Below are 19,109 nucleotides of genomic sequence, written 5' to 3'. Positions count from 1 at the left end.
TGGCGAGGTGTCCGAAGACTTCCGCCTCGACATGGGCGCCCCCTGGCTGAACCTCCTGGCCACCCGCGGCCGCCACTTCGGTGCGCAACCGGTCGAGCGGATCCCGACCGTCGAGCGGCTGCGTGACTGGCTCGCCGTTTCCGAGCTGACCCCGCTCGCGCCGGCCACATATGCCGACGTGCGCGCGGCTCACCAGCTCCGCGAGGTCCTCCGCGAACTCGCCCTCGGCGCGGTCGACGGACTCCCGCCGGACGCCGGCCAGGTGAGCACGCTGACGCCCTTCCTCAACACGGAACCGGTGCACCTGGCCGCGCTCGACCGGCTCCACCGCAGCGCTCCCGCGACCGCCGCCGACGCGCTCGGCCGGCTGGCCCACCAGGCCGCGGACTGGCTCACCGGTCCCCTGCGGCACGACCTGCGGGCCTGCCCCGAGCATGACTGCCGCGGCGTCTTCGCCGACCCGGGCGGCCGGCGCCGCTGGTGTCCCGCCCCCGCCTGCGCCAGCCGCGGGCGGGTCCGCGCGCTCAGGGAGCGGCGGCGCGCGGAATCATGACGGCCACAGGATCCGGCGCATCGGCACCGCGCCCCGCGCCCGCTTCCGCCACTCGCGCGGATAGCCCAGCGAGACCTCTTCGAACCGCACCCCGTCGGCCTCGGTGCTGCGCGGGATGTGCAGGTGGCCGTAGACCGCGATCTCCGCGCGGTACCGCACGTGCCAGTCCTCGGTCTTCGTCGTGCCGCACCACAGCGCGAACTCCGGCCAGTACAGCGGCGCCGTCGGGTGGCGGTGCAGCGGCCAGTGCGACATCAGGATCGTGCCGTGGTCCGCGGGGATCGCGTCGAGGCGCTCGGTGCTGATCTTCAGCCGGTCCGCGCACCACGCCTGGCGGCTCGGGTACGGGTCGGGGTGCAGGAAGTACTCGTCCGTGCAGACCACCCCGGCCTCGCGGGCCTGGCGCAGGGCCTCCTCCAGGGACTGGCCCTCGGCCTCCGGAGTGCGCCAGCTGTAGTCGTAGAGCAGGAACAGCGGCGCGATCGTCAGCGGCCGCGAGCCGTGCCGCCAGACCGGGAACTCGTCTTCCGGCGTCAAGACGTCGATCTCGCGGCACTGCTCGACGAGGTACTCGTAGCGGGCCTGGCCGCGCAGCTGGCAGGCGTCGTTCTTCGTCGTCCACAGCTCGTGGTTGCCCGGCACCCAGACCACTTTCGCGAACCGGCTGCGCAGGGTCTTCAGCGTCCCGATGGTGGCTTCGGCCAGCTCGGCGACGTCGCCGGCGACGAGCAGCCAGTCTGCGGGGGTTTCCGGGACGACCGAGTCGAGGATCGGGCCGTTGCCCTCGTGGGTCACGTGGAGGTCGCTGGTGGCGAAGAGGTGCGGCACCCCTCCACCGTAACCACCGGGCCTGCCGAAGCCACCCGGATCCCGCGTTTTCGGACCAGGGTCAGCACGCCGGCGAGGACGTAGATGCCGGCCTGGACGTTCAGCAGCACGGCGGGCCCGGTCGTCGCGACGAGCGTGCCCGCCAGCAGCGCTCCGGCCGTGGTGCAGGTCGCCATGGCGGCGAACGTCGTGCTCAGCACCCGCCCGGCGCGCTCGGGCGCGACCGCGCTCTGGATCTCCGACAGCACCCCGGCGCCGACGACCACACCCGGCGCCCCGACCACGACGAACAGCCCGGCGTAGAGCCCCAGCGCCGTCGTGACCAGGGAGAGATTCCAGATCACCGCCGACAGCAGCCCCAGCGCCACGGATCCCCAGCCGAGCAACGCGGCCGGCGCGACCCGCCGCGCCACCGTGGCCAGGGCGAACCCGGCGGCCAGCCCGCCGAGCGCCTGCACGCCCCGCAGCAGGCCCGCGTCGGCTTCGCTGCCCCCGAGGACGTCCAGGACGTAGACCACGAACAGCACCAGGAACATGCCCTGCGCCAGCGAGGTGAACACGAGCGCGAGCCCGGTGCGCCGGAGCCGCCGGTTGTGCGTCAGCTCGCGAAGGCCGTCGAGCCAGGCCCGGACCACCGGTTCCCGCGCGGGCGCCGGTGCCGGCGCGGTGACGCGGCGGAACGGCTTGGCCAGCAGCGCGGCGGCGACCGCGAGGACGGCCAGGTAGCCGATCATCACGTCGGCGAGCCCGCCGAAACCGAGCAGCGCACCCCCGGCCCAGCCACCGGCCAGCCGGGCGACGCTGCCGTTCACGCTCATCAGGCCGTTCGCCGCCGTCACGTCCGCGACGCCGACCAGTTCCGGCACGAGCGCGTTGCGCGCGGGTTCGAACACCGACGCCAGCGCCGCCTGGGCGGCCATCACCGCGTACACCACGGTGACGCCCGGCTCCGCCAGGAGCGGGAGCGCCACGACGGCGAGCCCGAGGCAGACGCCGAACAGCACCGCGCGGCGGTTCCACCGGTCGGCGACGACGCCGGCCACCGGGCTCAGCAGCACCGCGGGCAGCAGGCCGAGCACGATGCTCAGCGCCGTCGTCGCGGCGGAGCCCGTGCGCTGGAAGACGTAGATCGGCAACGCCACCTGCAGCATCCACTCGGCCGTCTCGCCGAAGAACGCCGCCACCCACAGCCGCGCGAACGCCGGCACCCCCAGCAGCTGCTTCATTCCTCCGCCTTCCCCGAGTGTTCGATGCGCGGGAACGCCCGCAGGCCGACGTGCACCGGGCGGGCGTCGGCGGGGGCGTCCGCGCGGATCGCGCCGACGTAGGGCCGGACCAGCGCGTCGATCGCCTCGGCCAGCCGGGTCAGCTCCGCCGGCGTGACGCGCAGCGCGTACGTGGACAACCCGGTGGCCGCGCGCCATTCCGGGTCGAGATCGTCGAGGGAGTCCAGGTACCGCTGGGTCAGCTCCTGCTCGTGGGTCAGCTGCGCGCCGACCACACCCAGCTGCGCGGCCCGGTGCGCCGGGTCGTCGGCCGGCTCCCCCAGCTCGAGACCGACCTGCCGGGCGCGCCACGGCCGTTCGCGGCCGTCCTCGGCGTCGGCCCGCTCGACCAGGCCGTACTGCGCGAGCTGGCGCAGGTGCCAGCTGCAGTTGGACGCCGTCGAGCCGACCGCCTCGGCGCACTCGCTGGCGGTGCGCGGGCCGACGGCGGTCAGGTGGTTCAGCAGCGCCGACCGCAGCGGGTGCGCCAGCGCGCGCAGCAGCTCGACGTCTTCGATCCGCTTACGCGGCGGCAGCCCGGCCATGGTCGTCCAATCTGAAAGAACTATTTCGAAAGTTCTCTTTCATAATTGGTCCCGCCTGCGGGTTTGTCAAGCGGATCCGCTATCGTTCGCGGTGCAGTGACTGCACGGGGCAGTGACTGCGTCCTCACCGAACCTTGGATGGACGTTGCCCGACCAGCGCGAACTCGCCACCGCCGCCGCCCTCGCCCTACCCCGCTTCGTGGGTTCCACCGCGCTCTTCCACGCGGCGGTCGCCGAGCGGATGGCCGTCACCCCGACCGAGCTGCACTGCCTGCACCTGCTCCACGGCGGCGTCAGCGATTCGCCGTCCGAGCTCGCCCGGCTGCTCGGGATGAGCACGGGCGCGTTCACCCGGCTGCTCGACCGGATGGAACGACACCGGCTCGCCGAGCGCGCCCCCGATCCCGCGGACCGCCGCCGGCTCGTCGTGCGGCCGCTGCCCGACCGGATGACCGAGCTCGCCGAGCTCTACGCGCCGATGGCCCGGTTCGTCGGCGAGCGCCTCGCCCGTTTCGACCGCCGTCAGCTGACCGCCCTGCTCGAGTTCCTCACCGACGGCACCGCGGCGGCCGAGCGGTCCACGAACGAGCTCCCAGATGTGACCCAGGCCATAACCCGTTGACTAACTCTACGGTTGTTGCGTTAACCTGGTTCCACTATGAGGAACTGAACCGCGCCCATCCCGCCTGAGGCGGCACCCGGTCGAGCCGATGCTCCCGCGTGCCACGACGCCCGGCCGGGATCTCCGCTTTCTTCCCCCAGGGCTCGGTGATCGCACATGTCTCCCGTTTTTCCGTTGCAGGCCAAGGACGTCGTCTTCGGCTACGGCACCCGCGTCGTCCTCGACGGCGTTTCGCTCACCGCGTCGGCCGGGCAGCGGCTCGGCCTGGTCGGCGAGAACGGCACCGGCAAGTCCACGCTGCTGCGCCTGCTCGCCGGGCTCGAAGAACCCCGCTCCGGCGAGGTGCTGCGCGGCCCGGACGTCGGCTTCCTGCTGCAGGAACTGCCGTTCCCGATGGACGCGACCTTCGCCGACGTGCTCGACGACGCGCTCGCCGAGATCCGGGCCGCCACGGCCCGGCTCGACGAGCTGACCGCGGCCATGACCGACCGGCCCGACGACGCGGGCGTGCTCGAGGAGTACGGCCGGGTCCTGGAGTGGGCCCAGGCCCACGACCTCTGGGACGCCGACCGCCGCGCGAAGCTCGTCTGCGACGGGCTCGGCCTCGGCGGCATCGAACTCCACCGGCGGCTCGGCACGCTCTCGGGCGGGCAGCGCTCCCGGCTCGGCCTGGCCGCGCTGCTGATCCGGCAGCCGGAGACGCTGCTGCTCGACGAGCCGACCAACCACCTCGACGACGCGGCGATGGAGTTCCTGGAACGCCACCTCACCGAGCTGACCGGGATCGTCGTGCTGTCCTCGCACGACCGGGTGTTCCTCGACGCCGTCTGCACCGACATCGTCGACCTCGACCCGGCCGCGGCCGACCGGCAGGCCGGCGGCGCGGTGCGCTACGGCGGCAGCTACCGCGACTACCTCGGCCACAAGAAGGCCGAGCGGGCGCGCTGGGAACAGCGGTACGCCGAGGAACAGGAAGAACTGAAGGAGCTGCGGGAAACCGTCGCGGTCACCGCGCGGAACGTCGCCTACGGCCGCGGCCCGCGCGACAACGACAAGTTCATCCACGCCTTCAAGGGCGCCCGCGTCCAGAAGACGATCTCGCGGCGGGTGCGCGACGCCGAGCAGCGCCTGGAGAACCTCGAACGCGACCAGGTCCGCAAGCCGCCGGCCCCCCTGCGGTTCAAGGCGGAACTCACCGGCCGCGCCACCGGCGACGGCCCGGCGATCTCGGTGCGGTCACTGGAGGTTCCGGGCCGGTTGAGCCTGCCGCGGCTGGACGTCGACGGCTCGGCCCGGCTGCTCGTCACCGGCGGGAACGGCGCCGGGAAGTCGACGCTGCTCTCGGTGCTGGCCGGCCGGCTCACGCCCGCGGCCGGGACAGTCCACTTCGGACATGGCGTGCGGGTCGGGCTGCTGGAGCAGGACGTCGTGTTCGCCGAGCCGGAGCGGACCGCGGCCCGCGTGTACCGGGAGGCGCTCGGCGAGGACGCTCCCCCGCTGAGCCGGCTGGGCCTGCTGGCCTCCCGGGACCTCCGGCAGCCGGTCGGGGCGCTGTCGGTCGGCCAGCGGCGGCGGCTGGCACTGGCGATCCTGCTGGCCGAACCGCCGGACGTGCTGCTGCTCGACGAGCCGACGAACCACATTTCGCTGACCCTGGCCGAAGAGCTGTTCGCGGCCCTGGAGACGGCGCCGGGCGCGGTCGTCATCGCGTCCCACGACCGGTGGCTGCGCCGGGACTGGTCCGGCGACCGCCTGGAACTGGCCGACGGCCGACCCGTCGCCGTGTAGGCCGTTATACAGCGGAAGGGCCCGGCAGCGGGCCGGGCCCTTCCGCTGCGTCAGAGGGTGATGCCGAGGAGGGCGTCGACGGCGTCGCGGATCAGGCCCGGGGCCGTCGGGTCGGTGCCGTCGCGGCGCAGGGCCTCGTTCGCCCACGCGTCGATCGCCGCCAGTGCCTTCGGCGTGTCGAGGTCGTCGGACAGGTGGTCGCGCAGCCGCGTGACGGTGTCCTCCGCCGCCGGTCCGGTGGACAGCGACACGGCTTCGCGCCAGCGCGCGAGCCGGGTTTCGGCGTCGGCCAGCAGCTGCGCGGTCCACGGCCGGTCTTCGCGGTAGTGGCCGGCGAACAGCGCGAGCCGGATCGCGCCCGGGTCGACCTTGTCGGCGCGCAGCCGCGAGACGAACACGAGGTTCCCGCGCGACTTCGACATCTTCTCGCCGTCGAGGCCGATCATCCCGGCGTGCACGTAGTGGCGGGCGAACGGGCCGTCCTTGGCGACGGCTTCGGCGTGCGCGGCGCTGTACTCGTGGTGCGGGAAGATCAGGTCCGAGCCACCGCCCTGCAGGTCGAACCCGAGGCCAAGCCGGTTGACCGCGATGGCGCTGCACTCGATGTGCCAGCCCGGGCGGCCGGCGCCGAGCTCCGACTCCCACGACGGCTCGCCGTCGCGGGCCACGCGCCACAGCAGCGCGTCGAGCGGGTGGCGCTTGCCGGCGCGGTCGGGATCGCCGCCGCGCTCGGCGAAGTACTTCGCCATGGTCTCGGCGTCGTAGTTCGACTCGTAACCGAACCTGCCGGTCGCGGAACGGTCGAAGTAGATGTCCGGGAACTCCGGGTCGTCCGCGCGGTAGGCGGCGCCGTCGGCCAGCAGTTTCGCGATGACCTCGACGATCTCCGGGATGCTCTCGACGGCCCCGACGAACTGCTTCGGCGGCAAGACCCGGAGGGCAACCATGTCCTCGCGGAACAGCGCCGTCTCCCGCATGCCGAGCACGACCCAGTCGTCGGAGTCGCGCTCGGCCCGCTCCAGCAGCGGCTCGTCGATGTCGGTGACGTTCTGCACGTAGTGGACGTCGTGCCCGTTGTCCCGCCAGATGCGGTTCACCAGGTCGAAGGCCAGGTACGTCGCGGCGTGCCCCAGATGCGTCGCGTCGTAGGGCGTGATGCCGCAGACGTACATCCGGGCCGTGGCGCCGGGCGCGGTGGGGCGGATCTGCCCGGTGGCCGTGTCGTGGAGCCGCAGCGGGCGGGGGGTGCCGGGGATGCGGGGCACGTCGACCGATGACCAAGTCTGCATACCTCGACTGTAAGGGCAGGTGTGTCATGCTTTCCCGAGCGGTGGGACGAGCCTCACGCGCGCGTACGCGGCGATGGCCCGCGCCAGCCACGCCGGCAGCTCCGGATCGGCCCGCTCGGCCAGCTGCCGTTGCCGGGGATCGTCGAGGTACAGCCCGCCCAGCGCGGCGTAGGCCGCGGCGGTCGGCTGCCAGAAGCGGGTCACCGACCGGTAGTGCTCGGCGACGGCGTCGAGCGCGGCGGCGTCCTCCGGCGCCGCGCCGGAGCGCATGACGGCGGCCAGCCGCCGGAACAGCGCCGCCCCCTGGGCGGCCGCGTGCCGGTAGTCCGCGGCGGTGAGCCCGTCCTGGGCGGCCCGGGCGGCGTCGAAGGTCGCGGCGGCCCCCTCGCCGAACGTCTCCCGGTAGCTCCGACGCATGGCCGCGCTGTCCTTGCGCAGCCCGGCGAAGAACCGGTCCGGGTCGTCGATCCGCGCGTGGCCGAGGTCGGTGATCGTCTCCTCGACGGTGGCGATGACCCGGTCGAGACGGCGCCGCTCCGCCTCGAGCTGGGCCAGGTGCCCGCGCAGCGCGGCCGCCTCGTCGACCTGCTCGCCGAGGACGGCCCCGATCTCGGCGAGGCCGAGCCCGAGCCGCCGCAGCAGCAGGATGCGCTGCAAGCGCAGCAGTTCGAGCCGGCCGTACCAGCGGTAGCCGTTCTCCGCCACCGACGCCGGGGTGAGCAGACCGATCGCGTCGTAGTGGCGAAGCATCCGCGCCGAGACGCCGGACGCCTTCGCGACCTGGCTGATCGAGTACTGCATCCCTCCAGCTTGAAGTTGACCTTCACACGGTGTCAACTTTTAACGTCGGCCGGGTGACCACGACCATCACCGGCACCCGCGTTTTCGACGGCGCGCCGGCAGGCGCTCACGTTCGGCGTCACGACCGTGCTCGACATGTTCAGCAAGCCGGACACGGTCCGCGAGGCCCTTGCCGCCGGGCCGGGCGCGGCCGACGTGCGCTCCTCCAGCCGGGCTGGTCGTCGCGGCACACGTGCCGACCGCGCGCGGAGCCGTGGACCTGCTGCCCACCGGAGTGGACGTGCTGGCCCACGTCCCGTTCGACGCTCTCGCGGAGCACCAGGTGGAGGCGATCGCGGCCGCCGGCGTCGCGGTGATCTCGACGCTGTCGATCGCCGACGGCTTCCCCGGCGACCGTGGGCTCCTCGGTGCCGGGTGCCGGGCCGTCCGGACGAGGACATCGCGGCGACGCAGCGGGTCGAGGCCGTCTGGCAGGAGGGCGTGCGGGCGGACTTGGCGGGTTACCTCGGCTCGGCCGACGAACAGGCGGGACTCGCGGCCTTGCGGGCGCAGACGGAGAAGGTGATCGCCGCCGTCCGCGACCGGCTCGGGATCGAGCTGTGACACCGGGCGGGCGCGGGTGCGCGCCCGCCCGCGATCACCGTCGGGTGCGCAGGTAGTCCCCCACCACCGCCGCCCCCAGGCCGTCGAGGTCCGGGGCGATCACGCGGCCGCCCGAGCGGCGGGCGATCAGGTCCACGAACGACGTCAGCCGCGGGTCGTCGCCGAGGCGGAACACCGAGATCGACGCGCCCAGCTTGGCCAGCCGATCCACTTCGGACAGTGTCTTGTGGAGGGTCCGGGGCTGGGGCGGGTAGTCGAAAACCGCCTCGCCGTCGGGTTCCAGGTGGGCCGTCGGCTCGCCGTCGGTGACCATCAGGACCACCGGCTGGGCGTCCGGGTGCCGCCGCAGGTGCTGCCCGGCCAGCAGCAGCCCGTGGTGGGCGTTGGTGCCCTGCTCCCACGCGCCCTCCAGGCCGACCAGCTCCGGCAGCTCCATCGACTGCGCGTAGCGGCCGAACGTGATCAGCTGCAGGGCGTCGTTGCGGAAGCGGGTGCTGATGAGCTGGTGCAATGCGAGCGCGGTGCGCTTCATCGGCAGCCAGCGCCCTTCCTGCACCATCGACCACGACGTGTCGACCAGCAGCGCCACCGCCGCGCGCGTCCGGTGCTCGGTCTCGACCACTTCGACGTCCTCGACGTCGAGCCGCACCTGCCGCTCGCCCACCGCCACCGAGCGCAGCACGGCGTTGCGGATGGTCCGCGGCACGTCCCAGGGCTGCATGTCCCCGAACCGCCACGGCCGCGACGCGCCGGTCGGCTCGCCGGCCGCGCCCGCGGACTCCGTTTCGCGTTCGCCGGTCTTGCCGCGCAACGCGTTCACGATGTCGGACAGCACTGTCTCGCCGAGGCGCCGCAACGCCTTGGGCGACAACCGGAGCGAGCCGTCGGCGGCGCGTTCGAACAGGCCCTGGCGCCGCAGCTCGCGTTCGAGCTCGGCCAGCCGCCGGGCGTCGACGCCGGCGTCCTTGCCGAGCTGACGCTCCAGCGACTCCAGGTCGATGTCCTCCAGCCGCGCCCCCGGGTACGACTGGCCGAGCTGCTCGGCCAGCGCGTCCAGCTCGGCGAGGTCCTGCATGGCCTGGGCGCCTTCGCCCATGCCCAGCGGGTTGTTGCCGCGGAAGCGCGCCGAGCCGGTCCAGTCCTCGCCCGGCCGCGCCGCCCGCAGCTGACCGTCCAACCGGGACAGCTGCTGCGCCAGGCGCGGGTCGCCGAAGGCCTGCTGGGTCAGCTCGGCGAGTTCGGCGCGCTGCTGCGCCGACATCGAGTTGAGCATGCGCTGCGCGGCCGCCGACCGCTCGGCGAGCGCGTCGATCAGCTCCTCGACGTTCCGCGGGTTCTCCGGGAAGAACTCGCCGTGCTTGGCCATGAAGTCTGCGAAGCGCTGCTGGATGTCCTCGGCCCCGCGGGCGTGCGCCTCGAGGAGGTCGTTGAGGTCGGAGAGCATCTCGTTGATCCGCTCGACGTCCTCGGGCCCGGCGTTCCGCAGCGCCTGCTTCATGCCCTGGAACCGGGACTCCATCAGCTCCTGGCCGAGCAGGTCCCGGATCTGCTGATACTTCTCCCGGCCCTGTTCGGAGCGCCAGTCGTAGTTCGCGAGCTCGTTGACGGCCGCGGCCGTGCCCGGCGGCAAGGCGTCGAGCTGGGCCTCCCGGAACCGGGCGTCGTCGTCCGGGTCCGGGAACAGCTCGCGGCGTTCGGCGTCGAGGGCTTCCTGGAGCAGGCGCTGGACTTCCTGGAGCGTGCCGTCCAGGTTGTTGCGGCGCTGGATCTGCGACCGGCGCTGCCAGAGCCGCCGGGTCAGCTCGTCGAGGCCCGCGGTGCGGTTCGTGCCGCGCCGCAGCATTTCCTCCAGCGCGGCCCGCGGTGACGCGCCGGCCATGACGTCCTGGCCGATCTCGTCGAGCGCGTCACGCAGGTCGGCCGGCGGCGCGAGGGGGTCCGGCCCGTCGTGCCACGGGCCGTAGGAGTAGCCGTCGGGGAGCGGGACCGCGGTCATCGGCCGTAGACGGTCGTCGCGTCGTCGGAGTCCTTCGCGAGCCTCCGCGAGAGGAACAGCATTTCGAGGGCGAGTTCGACGGCGGCCGCGATCCGCCCGGCGGGCTCGTCGGCGGCGACGCCGGCGCGCTGGGCGACCTCGTGCAGCACCGGCAGCTCCGGCAGGGCTTCGAGGACGTCCTTGCCCGGCACGCGCTCGCCGGTGGAGACCAGGTGGCCTTCGCCGACCGCGTCGGCCAGCGGCCGCAGGTCGAGGCCGGCGAACCGGTCGCGCGCGGTCTCCGCGATCGCCATCCGCAGCAGGTGCACCAGGTGCTCGATCTCGCGGCCTTCCTCGCCGGGTTCGAACTCGATCTTGCCGCGCAGCACCGACGGGACGGCGTCGAGGTCGACCGGGCGCGCCACCGCGGGCTCTTCCCCGGTCAGCGCCGAGCGCCGCAGGGCCGCGGCCGCCACGGTTTCCGCCGCGGCGACGGCGAACCGCGCCGAGACCCCGGAGCGCTGGTCGATCACCGTGGATTCGCGGAGGTTCCGGACGAACCGGGCGAGCACTTCCAGCAGTGGCTCGCCGACTTCGGCGACGAGGTTCGCCTCCTGCCGGACGACCGCGACCTCCGCCTCGACGTCGAGGGGGTAGTGGGTGCGGATCTCGGCGCCGAAGCGGTCCTTGAGCGGGGTGATGATCCGGCCGCGGTTGGTGTAGTCCTCGGGGTTCGCGGTGGCGACGAGCAGGACGTCCAGGGGCAGCCGCAGCGTGTAGCCGCGGACCTGGATGTCGCGCTCCTCCATCACGTTCAGCAGCGCGACCTGGATGCGCTCGGCGAGGTCGGGCAGCTCGTTGATGGCGACGATGCCGCGGTGGGCGCGCGGGACGAGACCGAAGTGGATGGTCTCGGGGTCGCCGAGGCTGCGGCCTTCGGCGACCTTCACCGGGTCGACGTCGCCGATCAGGTCGCCGACGGAGGTGTCCGGCGTGGCGAGCTTTTCGGTGTAGCGCTCGGAGCGGTGGCGCCAGGCCACCGGCAGGTCGTCGCCGAGCTCGGCGGCGCGCCGGATCGACGCGGGCGTGATCGGCTGCAGCGGGTGTTCGCCCAGCTCGGAGCCCTCGATGACGGGCGTCCATTCGTCGAGCAGGCCGGCCAGGGTGCGCAGCAGGCGGGTCTTGCCCTGGCCGCGTTCGCCGAGCAGGACGACGTCGTGGCCGGCCAGCAGCGCGCGCTCCAGCTGCGGCAGCACGGTGCGGGAGAAGCCGACGATGCCGGGCCAGGCGTCTTCGCCGTTCTTGAGGGCGGTCAGCAGGTTGTCGTGGATCTCTCGGGCGATCGGGCGCGGCTCGTACCCGGCCGCGCGCAGGGCCCCGGCGGTGCGGGGAAGAGCGTCTGGAACAGCGGTCACCCGTTCGACGCTACTGCCGGATCGGCGGTGCGTCGACGTGGAGCGGCTCCAGCGTGGGCGCGCACCCGGGATCCCGGGCGGCCCGGTAAAATAAGGCGTCGTGTGCCGTCCCAGTGCGACTTTCGCCGTCTGGTCGAGCGCGTGGCTCAACGGGGCCGCCGCGTCCGACGATGTCCTCGATGCCCTGCTCGCGTGGGGTGAGGCCCACGACGTCGTGGCCGCCGACGCCACCGCGGCCGACGCTTTCGCGCTCCCGCTGGCGTTCAACCGGGCGGCCACGCCGGTGCAGCTGCTGATGGCACTGCGTTCGCAAGGAGCGAAATCGCTGCACCTGGTCCTCCCGGTCCCGGGCGACGTCCGCGGCCTCGGCGGCGGCGGTCCGTTCACCGAGGCGGCGCTGCGCGCGGGTGACGCGCTGGTGCTCCCGGACCTCGGCTTCGGCCTGGTGCCGGAGCCGATCGCCGAAGGCCTGGTGCGCTGGACGGTGTACTCGCTGACCTCGCCGACAACGCCGGAGTACGTCCCGCTCGGCGAGGCCGAGCACGGGCTGACGGACGCGATCCGCAACAGCGCCGGCGCGTTGCAGGCCCTGGACGTCGCCTCGGACCGGCCGGGGGTGCGGGCGGAGCTGTCGGCGCACTTGCGATCCCGCCCGGACGTCGACTGGCCGGCCGGGACGCCCGGTCGGGCGTTGCGGGTGTTGCAGCGGGCGGAGGAGATCGCGGCGATCCTGGCGATCGCGTCCTCGGACGACCCGGGCGGGGCGTTGTCGGCATCGGCGTCGACGTTGCGGGCCCAGGCATTGCGCCCCCTGTCGGACGCGGTCCGCACGGCCCGCTGCGCGGCGGTCAACGAAGCGGTGCGCGTGTTCGCGGAGCAGACGGCCCGCGAAGGCTGAGTCTGTCAGCGGGCCGGGCGCTTCGCCGGTTCGCAGCAGCCGATCGCGCAGGGTGCGCCGTTGATCGTGCAGCCCGCTGCCGGGAACGGTGACAGCTTTCGCGGTTCCGCTCCGTGCGTGTGCTCGCGGATCAGCTCGACCACCAGCTCGGCGAACCGCGGGTCCGCGCCCGCCGTCGCCGCGCGGGCGAACGCCATTCCGTGCTCCGCCGCGCGCTCGGCCGCCTCGTTGTCCAGGTCCCAGATCACCTCGAGGTGGTCCGACACGAAGCCGATCGGCGACACGACCACGCCGGGTACCCCCTCGGCGTGCAGGGCGTCGATGTGGTCGACGATGTCCGGCTCCAGCCACGGCACCTGCGGCGGCCCCGAGCGCGACTGCCACACCACGTCGTACTCCGAGATGCCCGCTTCGGCCGCCACCAGGCGTGCCGCCTCCGCGATCTGGCGCGAGTAGCGGCGGCCGCCCTCCGACGGGGGGCCCGAGGCGCGGTCTGCGCTTTCCGGCACCGAGTGCGCCGTGAACACCGTGCGGATCCCCGGCTCGTTCCCGAGGGACGCGTGGGCCGCGCGCACGCCGTCGGCCACCGCCGAGACGAACAGCGGGTGGTCGAAGAACTGGCGGATCTTCACCAGCTCGGGTGCCTCGGAACCGACCGCCGCGCGGGCGCGCTCGATGTCCTCGTCGTACTGGCGGCACGCCGAGTAGCCGCCGTACGCGCTCGTGGGGAACACCAGGACCCGCTTCGCGCCCGACGCCGTCAGCGACGCCAGGGTGTCTTCGACCATCGGGTGCCAGTTGCGGTTGCCGAAGTGCACCGGCAGCTCCATGCCGGCCGCCGCGAGCTGCTTCTCGACCGCGGCCATCGCGTCGCGGTTCAGCTTGTTGATCGGCGAAACCCCGCCGAAGTGCCGGTAGTGCTCGGCGACCTCCAGCAGCCGTTCGCGCGGCACGCCCCGGCCCCTGGTGACGTTTTCGAGGAACGGCATGACGTCGTCGGGCCCTTCCGGACCGCCGAACGAAAGCCACAGCAACGCGTCGTATCCCACCCCGTCATCTTGCCGCTGTGGCCGCCCGCACGCTGATGCGGGCCGGTTATGAATCGACCAGTCCAAAACTCTGGTACGGTGACCCCATGGCCAGGCCACGGGAGTTCGACGAGACCGCCGCCGTCGAGAAGGCGATGCACGCCTTCTGGGCACACGGCTACGAAGCCACCTCGACGCAGGACCTGTGCGAGGCCACCGGGCTCGGCCGCAGCAGCGTCTACAACACCTTCACCAGCAAGCGGGCCCTCTTCGGGCGGTCGCTGGCGCACTACACCAGCACCCGGCTGGACAAGCGGCAGGCGATCCTCGACGGCCCGGGCACCGCGGCCGAGCGGCTCGCCGCGGTGCTCGACAGCACCATCGAGGACGACCTCGAGGAGCACCGCCGCGGCTGCCTGGTGGTCAACACCCTCGCCGAGCTGGGCGTGCCCGACGACGAAGTGGGTGCCGCGCTGCGGCACGACACCGACCGGAACCTGGCCATGTTCACCGCCTGCGTCCGGGAAGGCGTGCTCGACGGCAGCCTCCGCGACGGCCTGGACCCCGCCGACGTGGCGGAATACCTGCTCAGCACCACGTCGGGCCTGCGCGTGATGGCCCGCCGGGGATCGAGCCGCGACAGCATGCGCGCCGTCGCCGACATCGCACTTTCGGCCATCACGCGCTGAGCGCCGCACGACAGGGATCACCCGCGCCCTGGTTTTGAACTGACCGATACACAATCAGAGGAGACCCCGTGCCCCTGGCCGTCTTCGTCCTCGGGCTCAGCGTGTTCGCGCTGGGCACGTCCGAGTTCATGATCACCGGCCTGCTCCCCGGGATGGCCGCCGACCTCGGGGTCGGCATCCCCGAAACCGGGCTGCTGATCTCCGCGTTCGCCGTCGGCATGGTCGTCGGCGCGCCCCTGCTGGCGATCGGCACCCTGCGGCTCCCCCGCCGCCGCACCCTCCTGGTGATGCTCGGCGTGTTCGTCGCGGCCCACGTCGTCGGCGCCCTCGCCGAGGGCTACGCGCTCCTGTTCGCGACGCGGGTCGTGGCCGCCCTCGCCTGCGCGGGCTTCTGGGCCGTCGCGGCCGCGACGACGATCGCGCTCGTGCCGGTGGACCGCCGCGGCCGGGCGATGGCGGTGCTGGTCGGCGGCCTGACCGTGGCGAACATCGCCGGCGTGCCGGCGGGAACGTTCCTCGGCCAGCACGCGGGCTGGCGCGCGGCGTTCTGGACGGTGGCCGGGGTGACCCTGCTGGCGGTGGCCGGGGTGGCGGCGCTCGTGCCCGAGACGACCGGCGACGCGGTGAGCGTCCGCGGCGAACTGCGGCTGTACCGGCGCGGCCGGGTCTGGCTCGCCCTCGGGGTGATCGCGTTGGCGCAGGCCATGATCTTCGCCGCGTTCAGCTACCTCGCGCCCCTGCTGACCGAGACCGACGGACTGCCCGGGCACTGGGTGCCCGGCGTTCTCGCCCTGTTCGGGGTCGGCGCCCTGATCGGCATCACCGCGGGTGGCCGGCTCGCCGACCGGCGGCCGTTCGCGACCCTCTACGGCTGCCTCGGGCTCGCGCTGGCGGCCCTGCTCGTGCTCGCGCTGACCACCGACACGCTGGTGGCCGTCGCGGCCGTGGCCGTCTTCGGCGTCGCCGGGTTCGGGGCCAACCCGGCCTTGAACGTGCGCGCCTACCAGGTCGCCGGCGACGCGCCCGTGCTCGTGGGCGCCAGCACGACCGCGGCGTTCAACGTCGGCAACACCGTCGGCCCCTGGCTGGGCGGTGTCGCGATCGACGCCGGCCTCGGCTTCCCGAGCGTCGCCTGGACGGGCATCGCCCTCGGCGTCGCCACGCTGGCCGCGCTCACGGTCGCCGCCGCTGTCCAGCGGAACGACGACCGTGAGCTCGTGGCCGTGTGAAGCTCAGACGCCGAGGAAGTGGACCCCGCCGTCGACCATGATCATCGAGCCGGTGGTGGCGGGGAGCCAGTCCGACAGGACCGCGCAGACGCTCTTCGCCACCGGGTCCGGGTCCGTGCTGTCCCAGCCGAGCGGCGCGCGCTCGCCCCAGCCGTCCTCCAGGTCGACGAAGCCCGGGATGGACTTCGCGGCCATCGTCTTCATCGGGCCGGCGCTGACCAGGTTGACGCGGATGCCCTGCGGCCCCAGCTCCTTGGCCAGGTACCGGTTGACCGACTCGAGCCCGGCCTTCGCGACGCCCATCCAGTTGTAGACCGGCCACGCGACGCGCGCGTCGAAGTCCATGCCGACGTACGAGGAACCCCGGCCCAGCAGCGGCAGGCACGCCTTCGCCAGCGACATGTACGAGTAGGTCGAGATTTCGATCGCGGTCTTGACGTCTTCGGCGGGCGCGTCCATGAACGGCGCGCCGAGGCAGGTCTGCGGGGCGAAGCCGATCGAGTGCAGCACGCCGTCGAGGCCGTCGACGTGCTCGCGGACCTTGCCGGCGAGGCCGTCGAGGTGTTCTTGATTGGTGACGTCCAGCTCGATCACCGGCGCCTCTTCGGGCAGCCGCTTGGCGATGCGCTCGACCAGCGACATGCGGCCGAAGCCGGTGAGCACGACCTTGGCGCCCTCCTGCTGCGCGATCTTGGCCGCGTGGAAGGCGAGCGACGCGTCGGTGATGATGCCGGTGATCAGCAGGCGCTTGCCTTCGAGCAGTCCGGGCACAGGTCCTCCAAGTCTTGTTCTGTCTGGGTTTTCGGTCAGTGGCCGAGGCCGAGGCCGCCGTCGACGGGCAGCACGGCACCGTTGACGTAGCCGGCTTCTTCGGAGGCCAGGTAGCGCACGGCGGCGGCGATCTCCGCGGGCTCGGCGTACCGGCCGGAGGGCACCTGCGCGAGGATCTCCTTCTTGCGCGCCTCGGGCAGCTCGTCGGTCATGTCGGTGTGGACGAACCCGGGCGCGACGACGTTCGCGGTGATGTTGCGCGAGCCGAGCTCCCGGGCCAGCGAGCGCGCGAACCCGACCAGGCCGGCCTTCGACGCGGCGTAGTTGGCCTGCCCGGCCGAGCCGGAGAGGCCGACGACCGAGGAGATGAAGACGAACCGGCCCCACTTGCCGCGCAGCATGCCGCGCGAGGCCCGCTTCGCGACGCGGTAGGCGCCGGTGAGGTTGGCGTTGATGACGCGTTCGAACTGCTCGTCGCTCATCCGCATCAGCAGCGTGTCGTCGGTCAGCCCGGCGTTGGAGACGAGCACCTCGACCGGCCCCTGGTGCTCCTCGACGAGCTTGAAGGCGGCGTCGACCTGTTCGGTGTCGGTGACGTCGGCCTGGACCCCGAAGAGCCCTTCGGGCGCCCCCGAACCACGGTGCGTGACGGCGACCCGGTGTCCCTGCTCGGCGAGGTCCCGGGCGATCGCCAGACCGATACCCCGGTTGCCCCCGGTGACCAGAACCGACCGTCCCACTGTGTTCTCCACTCTTCGTCTGCGCGGCTGACGCGCACGAGGTTATCGGCAGTGCCCGCGGGTCGCGCACCCGCGCCCGGTACCGGCGACCGTCCTGAGCCGGTGTCGGGAACTGACTCCCGACCTTGCTGGTTACCCGCTGGTTGGTCACCGTGAGTCGCGACACAGGGGTTGCCGCCGGTGTCGGGGATCCACCACCCCGTCACGACCTCCGGTCCGCGAAGCCGTCGACGTGCTACGCAGCGAAGGCCGGATGACCGACATGGTGCTCGCGGCCGACCGCTACGAGCTGTCGTACGAGTGGCCCGCCGGCCAGGCAATCGACAAGGACTTGTGGCGGGCAGCGCGTGTCCCGCCCTTGGCCGAGCCGGCTCAGATGAGGCCGCGGTCGCGGGCGTAGACGGCCGCCTGCGTGCGGTCGCGCAGGCCGAGGCGGCCGAGGATCCGGGAGATGTGGTTCTTCACCGTGCCCTCGCTGAGGAACAGCTTCTTCGCGATCTCCCGGTTCGTCGCCCCGGTCGCGACCATGCGCAGCACCTCCGTCTCCCGGCCGGTCAGGACGTCCGGGGCAGCCGGGTGTGCCGACAGCGCCGCGGCGACGTGCCGGGCCGCCGCCTGGTCGAGCTGGGTGACGCCGGCGTGCGCCAGCCGGACCGATTCGGCCAGTTCCGCCGCCGGGAGGTCCTTCAGCAGATAGCCGGCCGCGCCGGCCCGCAGCGCCTGCACGACGTACTCTTCGTCGTCGAACGTCGTCAGCATCACCACGCGGCAGCCCGGGACGCGGCGGCGCAGCACGGCGACCGCGTCGACGCCGTCCATCTCCGGCATCCGCACGTCCATCAGCACCACGTCCGGGCCGAGCGCCAGGGTCCGCTCGATCGCCTCCCGGCCGGTGGCCGCCGTGCCGACCACCGAGATCCCGGCCTGGATGTCCAGCAGGGACGCGATGCCCTCGCGGACCAGCCGCTGGTCGTCGACCACGAGCACCCGGACACTCACGGCACGGTCACCGTGACCCTCGTGCCGGTCCCCGGCTCGCTGTCCACGGTCACGGTGCCGCCGACGAGCGCGGCGCGTTCGCGCAGGCTGAGCAGGCCGAATCCGGACCGCGGCTCGCCGGTGTCGAAACCGCGGCCGTCGTCGGTGACGACCAGGCTCGTCACGGCGCCGAAGGTGACCGAAACCCGCACCTGAGCGGCTCCGCCGTGCCGGCGTGCGTTCGTGACCGCCTCCTGCGCGGCCCGGTAGAGGGTGGTGACCGTCGCGGGGTCGAGGGCGGGTTCCTCGCCGTGCACGTCGAGCGCCACGCCCAGCTCGGTGAGCGCGCCGACCAGGGAACGCCCGCCGCCCCGCAGCGTGCCGACCGAGGTCCGGACGTCCTCCAGTGCGTGCCCCACCGAGCGGCGCGCGTCGGCCAGCGCCTGGCCGGCGACGGCGGGGTCCCGGTCGGCGAACGCGGCCACCTTCTCCAGCTGGATGGAGACGGCGGTCAGGTGGTGGCCGAGGCTGTCGTGGATGTCGCGGGCCAGCCGGTTGCGTTCTGCCTCGGCGGACAGCTCCGCGACCCGCAAGGCGGCTCGGCGCTCCCGGACCGCGACGTCGGCCATCGCGAGTGCCAGCACCAGCCCCAGGGTGAACATGAGCACGTCGGACACGTAGCTGGTGTCGGTGTACCAGCCGGGCACCCACACCGCGAACCCGCCGACGAGCAACGCGAGGCAAAGCCCGCCGAGCACGAGCCCGGCCGCGCGCCCGAACGTGAGGTACGCGGCGAACGGCACCAGGACGAACAGCACCCGCGACAGCCCCGACTCGTCCAGCGCGGCGACCGCGAAGAACAGCACCAGCCGCCCGGCGAGGAACGCGACGGGCATCCGTGCCACGCGCCGCTCGACCGCCTCCAGCACGAACAACGCACCGATCCCGGCGACGAAGCCGGCGAGCCGCGCCGTGTTCGCCGGGCCGAGGCCGGCGAACACGTAGTACAACCCGGCCAGCAGCACGATCCCGTACACGGCACCGGAAACCCACGGCACGATCCGCGTCACCATCACCCGAGCCTACGGCCGT

General features: G+C 73.0%; 19 protein-coding genes. 7 read left to right on the top strand and 12 right to left on the bottom strand.

The annotated features are described in order from the left end of the window. Positions 1 to 7: 7 nt before the first annotated feature. On the top strand, positions 8 to 553 hold the full coding sequence (locus I4Q55_RS14665; protein WP_206788272.1) for an ABATE domain-containing protein: 546 nt from the start codon (positions 8 to 10) through the stop codon (positions 551 to 553). On the opposite strand, the gene I4Q55_RS14660 is transcribed toward I4Q55_RS14665, so the two are convergent. From I4Q55_RS14660 to I4Q55_RS14650, 3 genes are read right to left on the bottom strand one after another with little or no spacing between them, the layout of a single operon-like run. After that, positions 548 to 1,381, bottom strand: coding sequence for a metallophosphoesterase (locus I4Q55_RS14660; protein WP_206788271.1), 834 nt, complete (start codon positions 1,379 to 1,381; stop codon positions 548 to 550). The two genes, I4Q55_RS14665 and I4Q55_RS14660, sit on opposite strands and share 6 nt — an antisense overlap. Next, positions 1,345 to 2,607 carry an MFS transporter gene (locus tag I4Q55_RS14655; protein ID WP_206788270.1) on the bottom strand — a complete coding sequence of 421 codons (1,263 nt, stop codon included), beginning with the start codon at positions 2,605 to 2,607 and terminating at the stop codon, positions 1,345 to 1,347. Before I4Q55_RS14655 ends, I4Q55_RS14660 begins: the two co-directional genes overlap by 37 nt. Beyond that, the gene (locus I4Q55_RS14650; protein WP_206788269.1) at positions 2,604 to 3,191 is read right to left on the bottom strand and encodes a helix-turn-helix transcriptional regulator; all 588 of its coding nucleotides are present in this window, start codon (positions 3,189 to 3,191) and stop codon (positions 2,604 to 2,606) included. Before I4Q55_RS14650 ends, I4Q55_RS14655 begins: the two co-directional genes overlap by 4 nt. Before the next feature lie 145 nt (positions 3,192 to 3,336). Here I4Q55_RS14650 and I4Q55_RS14645 point away from each other — a divergent pair, with 145 nt between their 5' ends. Both I4Q55_RS14645 and I4Q55_RS14640 read left to right on the top strand, forming a co-directional pair. After that, positions 3,337 to 3,813, top strand: a complete 477-nt coding sequence (locus tag I4Q55_RS14645; protein ID WP_206788268.1) for a MarR family winged helix-turn-helix transcriptional regulator — start codon at positions 3,337 to 3,339, stop codon at positions 3,811 to 3,813. A 156-nt stretch (positions 3,814 to 3,969) separates the two neighbouring features. Next, positions 3,970 to 5,601, top strand: coding sequence for an ABC-F family ATP-binding cassette domain-containing protein (locus tag I4Q55_RS14640; RefSeq protein WP_206788267.1), 1,632 nt, complete (start codon positions 3,970 to 3,972; stop codon positions 5,599 to 5,601). A gap of 50 nt (positions 5,602 to 5,651) precedes the next feature. Here I4Q55_RS14640 and mshC read toward each other — a convergent pair whose 3' ends face one another. Together mshC and I4Q55_RS14630 are read right to left on the bottom strand one after the other, a co-directional pair. Further along, entirely contained in the window at positions 5,652 to 6,890 is a 1,239-nt protein-coding gene (gene mshC, locus I4Q55_RS14635; protein WP_206788266.1) for a cysteine--1-D-myo-inosityl 2-amino-2-deoxy-alpha-D-glucopyranoside ligase, read from the bottom strand. Between the two features lie 24 nt (positions 6,891 to 6,914). Next, positions 6,915 to 7,691 (bottom strand): MerR family transcriptional regulator, encoded by a 777-nt coding sequence (locus I4Q55_RS14630; protein WP_206788265.1) that lies wholly within the window; start codon positions 7,689 to 7,691, stop codon positions 6,915 to 6,917. 414 nt (positions 7,692 to 8,105) lie between these two features. Between I4Q55_RS14630 and I4Q55_RS49155 the strand changes: the two genes are divergently transcribed. Then, the gene (locus I4Q55_RS49155; protein ID WP_242545989.1) at positions 8,106 to 8,294 is read left to right on the top strand and encodes a hypothetical protein; all 189 of its coding nucleotides are present in this window, start codon (positions 8,106 to 8,108) and stop codon (positions 8,292 to 8,294) included. Positions 8,295 to 8,328: 34 nt separating this feature from the next. Here the strand turns inward: I4Q55_RS49155 and I4Q55_RS14620 are convergent, their stop codons facing one another. Then, positions 8,329 to 10,290: a VWA domain-containing protein gene (locus I4Q55_RS14620; RefSeq protein WP_206788263.1), complete on the bottom strand. Its 1,962-nt coding sequence runs from the start codon at positions 10,288 to 10,290 to the stop codon at positions 8,329 to 8,331. Then, on the bottom strand, positions 10,287 to 11,684 hold the full coding sequence (locus I4Q55_RS14615; protein ID WP_206788261.1) for an ATP-binding protein: 1,398 nt from the start codon (positions 11,682 to 11,684) through the stop codon (positions 10,287 to 10,289). The genes I4Q55_RS14620 and I4Q55_RS14615 overlap by 4 nt, the downstream gene beginning before the upstream one ends. Positions 11,685 to 11,784: 100 nt before the next feature. Between I4Q55_RS14615 and I4Q55_RS14610 the strand changes: the two genes are divergently transcribed. Beyond that, positions 11,785 to 12,582: a hypothetical protein gene (locus I4Q55_RS14610; protein ID WP_206788260.1), complete on the top strand. Its 798-nt coding sequence runs from the start codon at positions 11,785 to 11,787 to the stop codon at positions 12,580 to 12,582. A 5-nt stretch (positions 12,583 to 12,587) separates the two neighbouring features. Here the strand turns inward: I4Q55_RS14610 and I4Q55_RS14605 are convergent, their stop codons facing one another. Further along, positions 12,588 to 13,631 carry a ferrochelatase gene (locus I4Q55_RS14605; protein ID WP_206788259.1) on the bottom strand — a complete coding sequence of 348 codons (1,044 nt, stop codon included), beginning with the start codon at positions 13,629 to 13,631 and terminating at the stop codon, positions 12,588 to 12,590. Between the two features lie 86 nt (positions 13,632 to 13,717). On the opposite strand from I4Q55_RS14605, the gene I4Q55_RS14600 reads away from it, so the two are divergent. Together I4Q55_RS14600 and I4Q55_RS14595 are read left to right on the top strand one after the other, a co-directional pair. Continuing rightward, positions 13,718 to 14,299 (top strand): TetR/AcrR family transcriptional regulator, encoded by a 582-nt coding sequence (locus I4Q55_RS14600; RefSeq protein WP_206788258.1) that lies wholly within the window; start codon positions 13,718 to 13,720, stop codon positions 14,297 to 14,299. A gap of 68 nt (positions 14,300 to 14,367) precedes the next feature. Further along, complete coding sequence (locus I4Q55_RS14595; protein WP_206788257.1) at positions 14,368 to 15,528, top strand: Cmx/CmrA family chloramphenicol efflux MFS transporter; 1,161 nt, start codon at positions 14,368 to 14,370, stop codon at positions 15,526 to 15,528. Between the two features lie 3 nt (positions 15,529 to 15,531). Here the strand turns inward: I4Q55_RS14595 and fabI are convergent, their stop codons facing one another. The 4 genes from fabI to I4Q55_RS14575 form a co-directional block, all read right to left on the bottom strand. After that, positions 15,532 to 16,299: an enoyl-ACP reductase FabI gene (gene fabI, locus I4Q55_RS14590; protein ID WP_206788256.1), complete on the bottom strand. Its 768-nt coding sequence runs from the start codon at positions 16,297 to 16,299 to the stop codon at positions 15,532 to 15,534. 35 nt (positions 16,300 to 16,334) lie between these two features. Beyond that, positions 16,335 to 17,039, bottom strand: coding sequence for a beta-ketoacyl-ACP reductase (fabG, locus tag I4Q55_RS14585; RefSeq protein WP_206788255.1), 705 nt, complete (start codon positions 17,037 to 17,039; stop codon positions 16,335 to 16,337). A 372-nt stretch (positions 17,040 to 17,411) separates the two neighbouring features. Further along, positions 17,412 to 18,038, bottom strand: a complete 627-nt coding sequence (locus I4Q55_RS14580; RefSeq protein WP_206788254.1) for a response regulator transcription factor — start codon at positions 18,036 to 18,038, stop codon at positions 17,412 to 17,414. Further along, positions 18,035 to 19,090, bottom strand: a complete 1,056-nt coding sequence (locus tag I4Q55_RS14575) for a sensor histidine kinase (RefSeq protein ID WP_206788252.1) — start codon at positions 19,088 to 19,090, stop codon at positions 18,035 to 18,037. Before I4Q55_RS14575 ends, I4Q55_RS14580 begins: the two co-directional genes overlap by 4 nt. Positions 19,091 to 19,109: the final 19 nt, after the last annotated feature.

This window comes from Amycolatopsis sp. MtRt-6, from assembly GCF_017308975.1.
Lineage (GTDB): Bacteria > Actinomycetota > Actinomycetes > Mycobacteriales > Pseudonocardiaceae > Amycolatopsis.
This window is presented reverse-complemented; position numbering and strand designations above follow the sequence as displayed.

Bases quoted from the DNA above. Each gene is read 5' to 3' on its own strand.
- I4Q55_RS14575 (WP_206788252.1), bottom strand. From the start codon at position 19,090: ATGGTGACGCGGATCGTGCCGTGGGTTTCCGGTGCCGTGTACGGGATC.
- I4Q55_RS14620 (WP_206788263.1), bottom strand. From the start codon at position 10,290: ATGACCGCGGTCCCGCTCCCCGACGGCTACTCCTACGGCCCGTGGCAC.
- I4Q55_RS14600 (WP_206788258.1), top strand. From the start codon at position 13,718: ATGGCCAGGCCACGGGAGTTCGACGAGACCGCCGCCGTCGAGAAGGCG.
- mshC (WP_206788266.1), bottom strand. From the start codon at position 6,890: ATGCAGACTTGGTCATCGGTCGACGTGCCCCGCATCCCCGGCACCCCC.
- I4Q55_RS14650 (WP_206788269.1), bottom strand. From the start codon at position 3,191: ATGGCCGGGCTGCCGCCGCGTAAGCGGATCGAAGACGTCGAGCTGCTG.
- I4Q55_RS14630 (WP_206788265.1), bottom strand. From the start codon at position 7,691: ATGCAGTACTCGATCAGCCAGGTCGCGAAGGCGTCCGGCGTCTCGGCG.
- I4Q55_RS14655 (WP_206788270.1), bottom strand. From the start codon at position 2,607: ATGAAGCAGCTGCTGGGGGTGCCGGCGTTCGCGCGGCTGTGGGTGGCG.
- I4Q55_RS14640 (WP_206788267.1), top strand. From the start codon at position 3,970: ATGTCTCCCGTTTTTCCGTTGCAGGCCAAGGACGTCGTCTTCGGCTAC.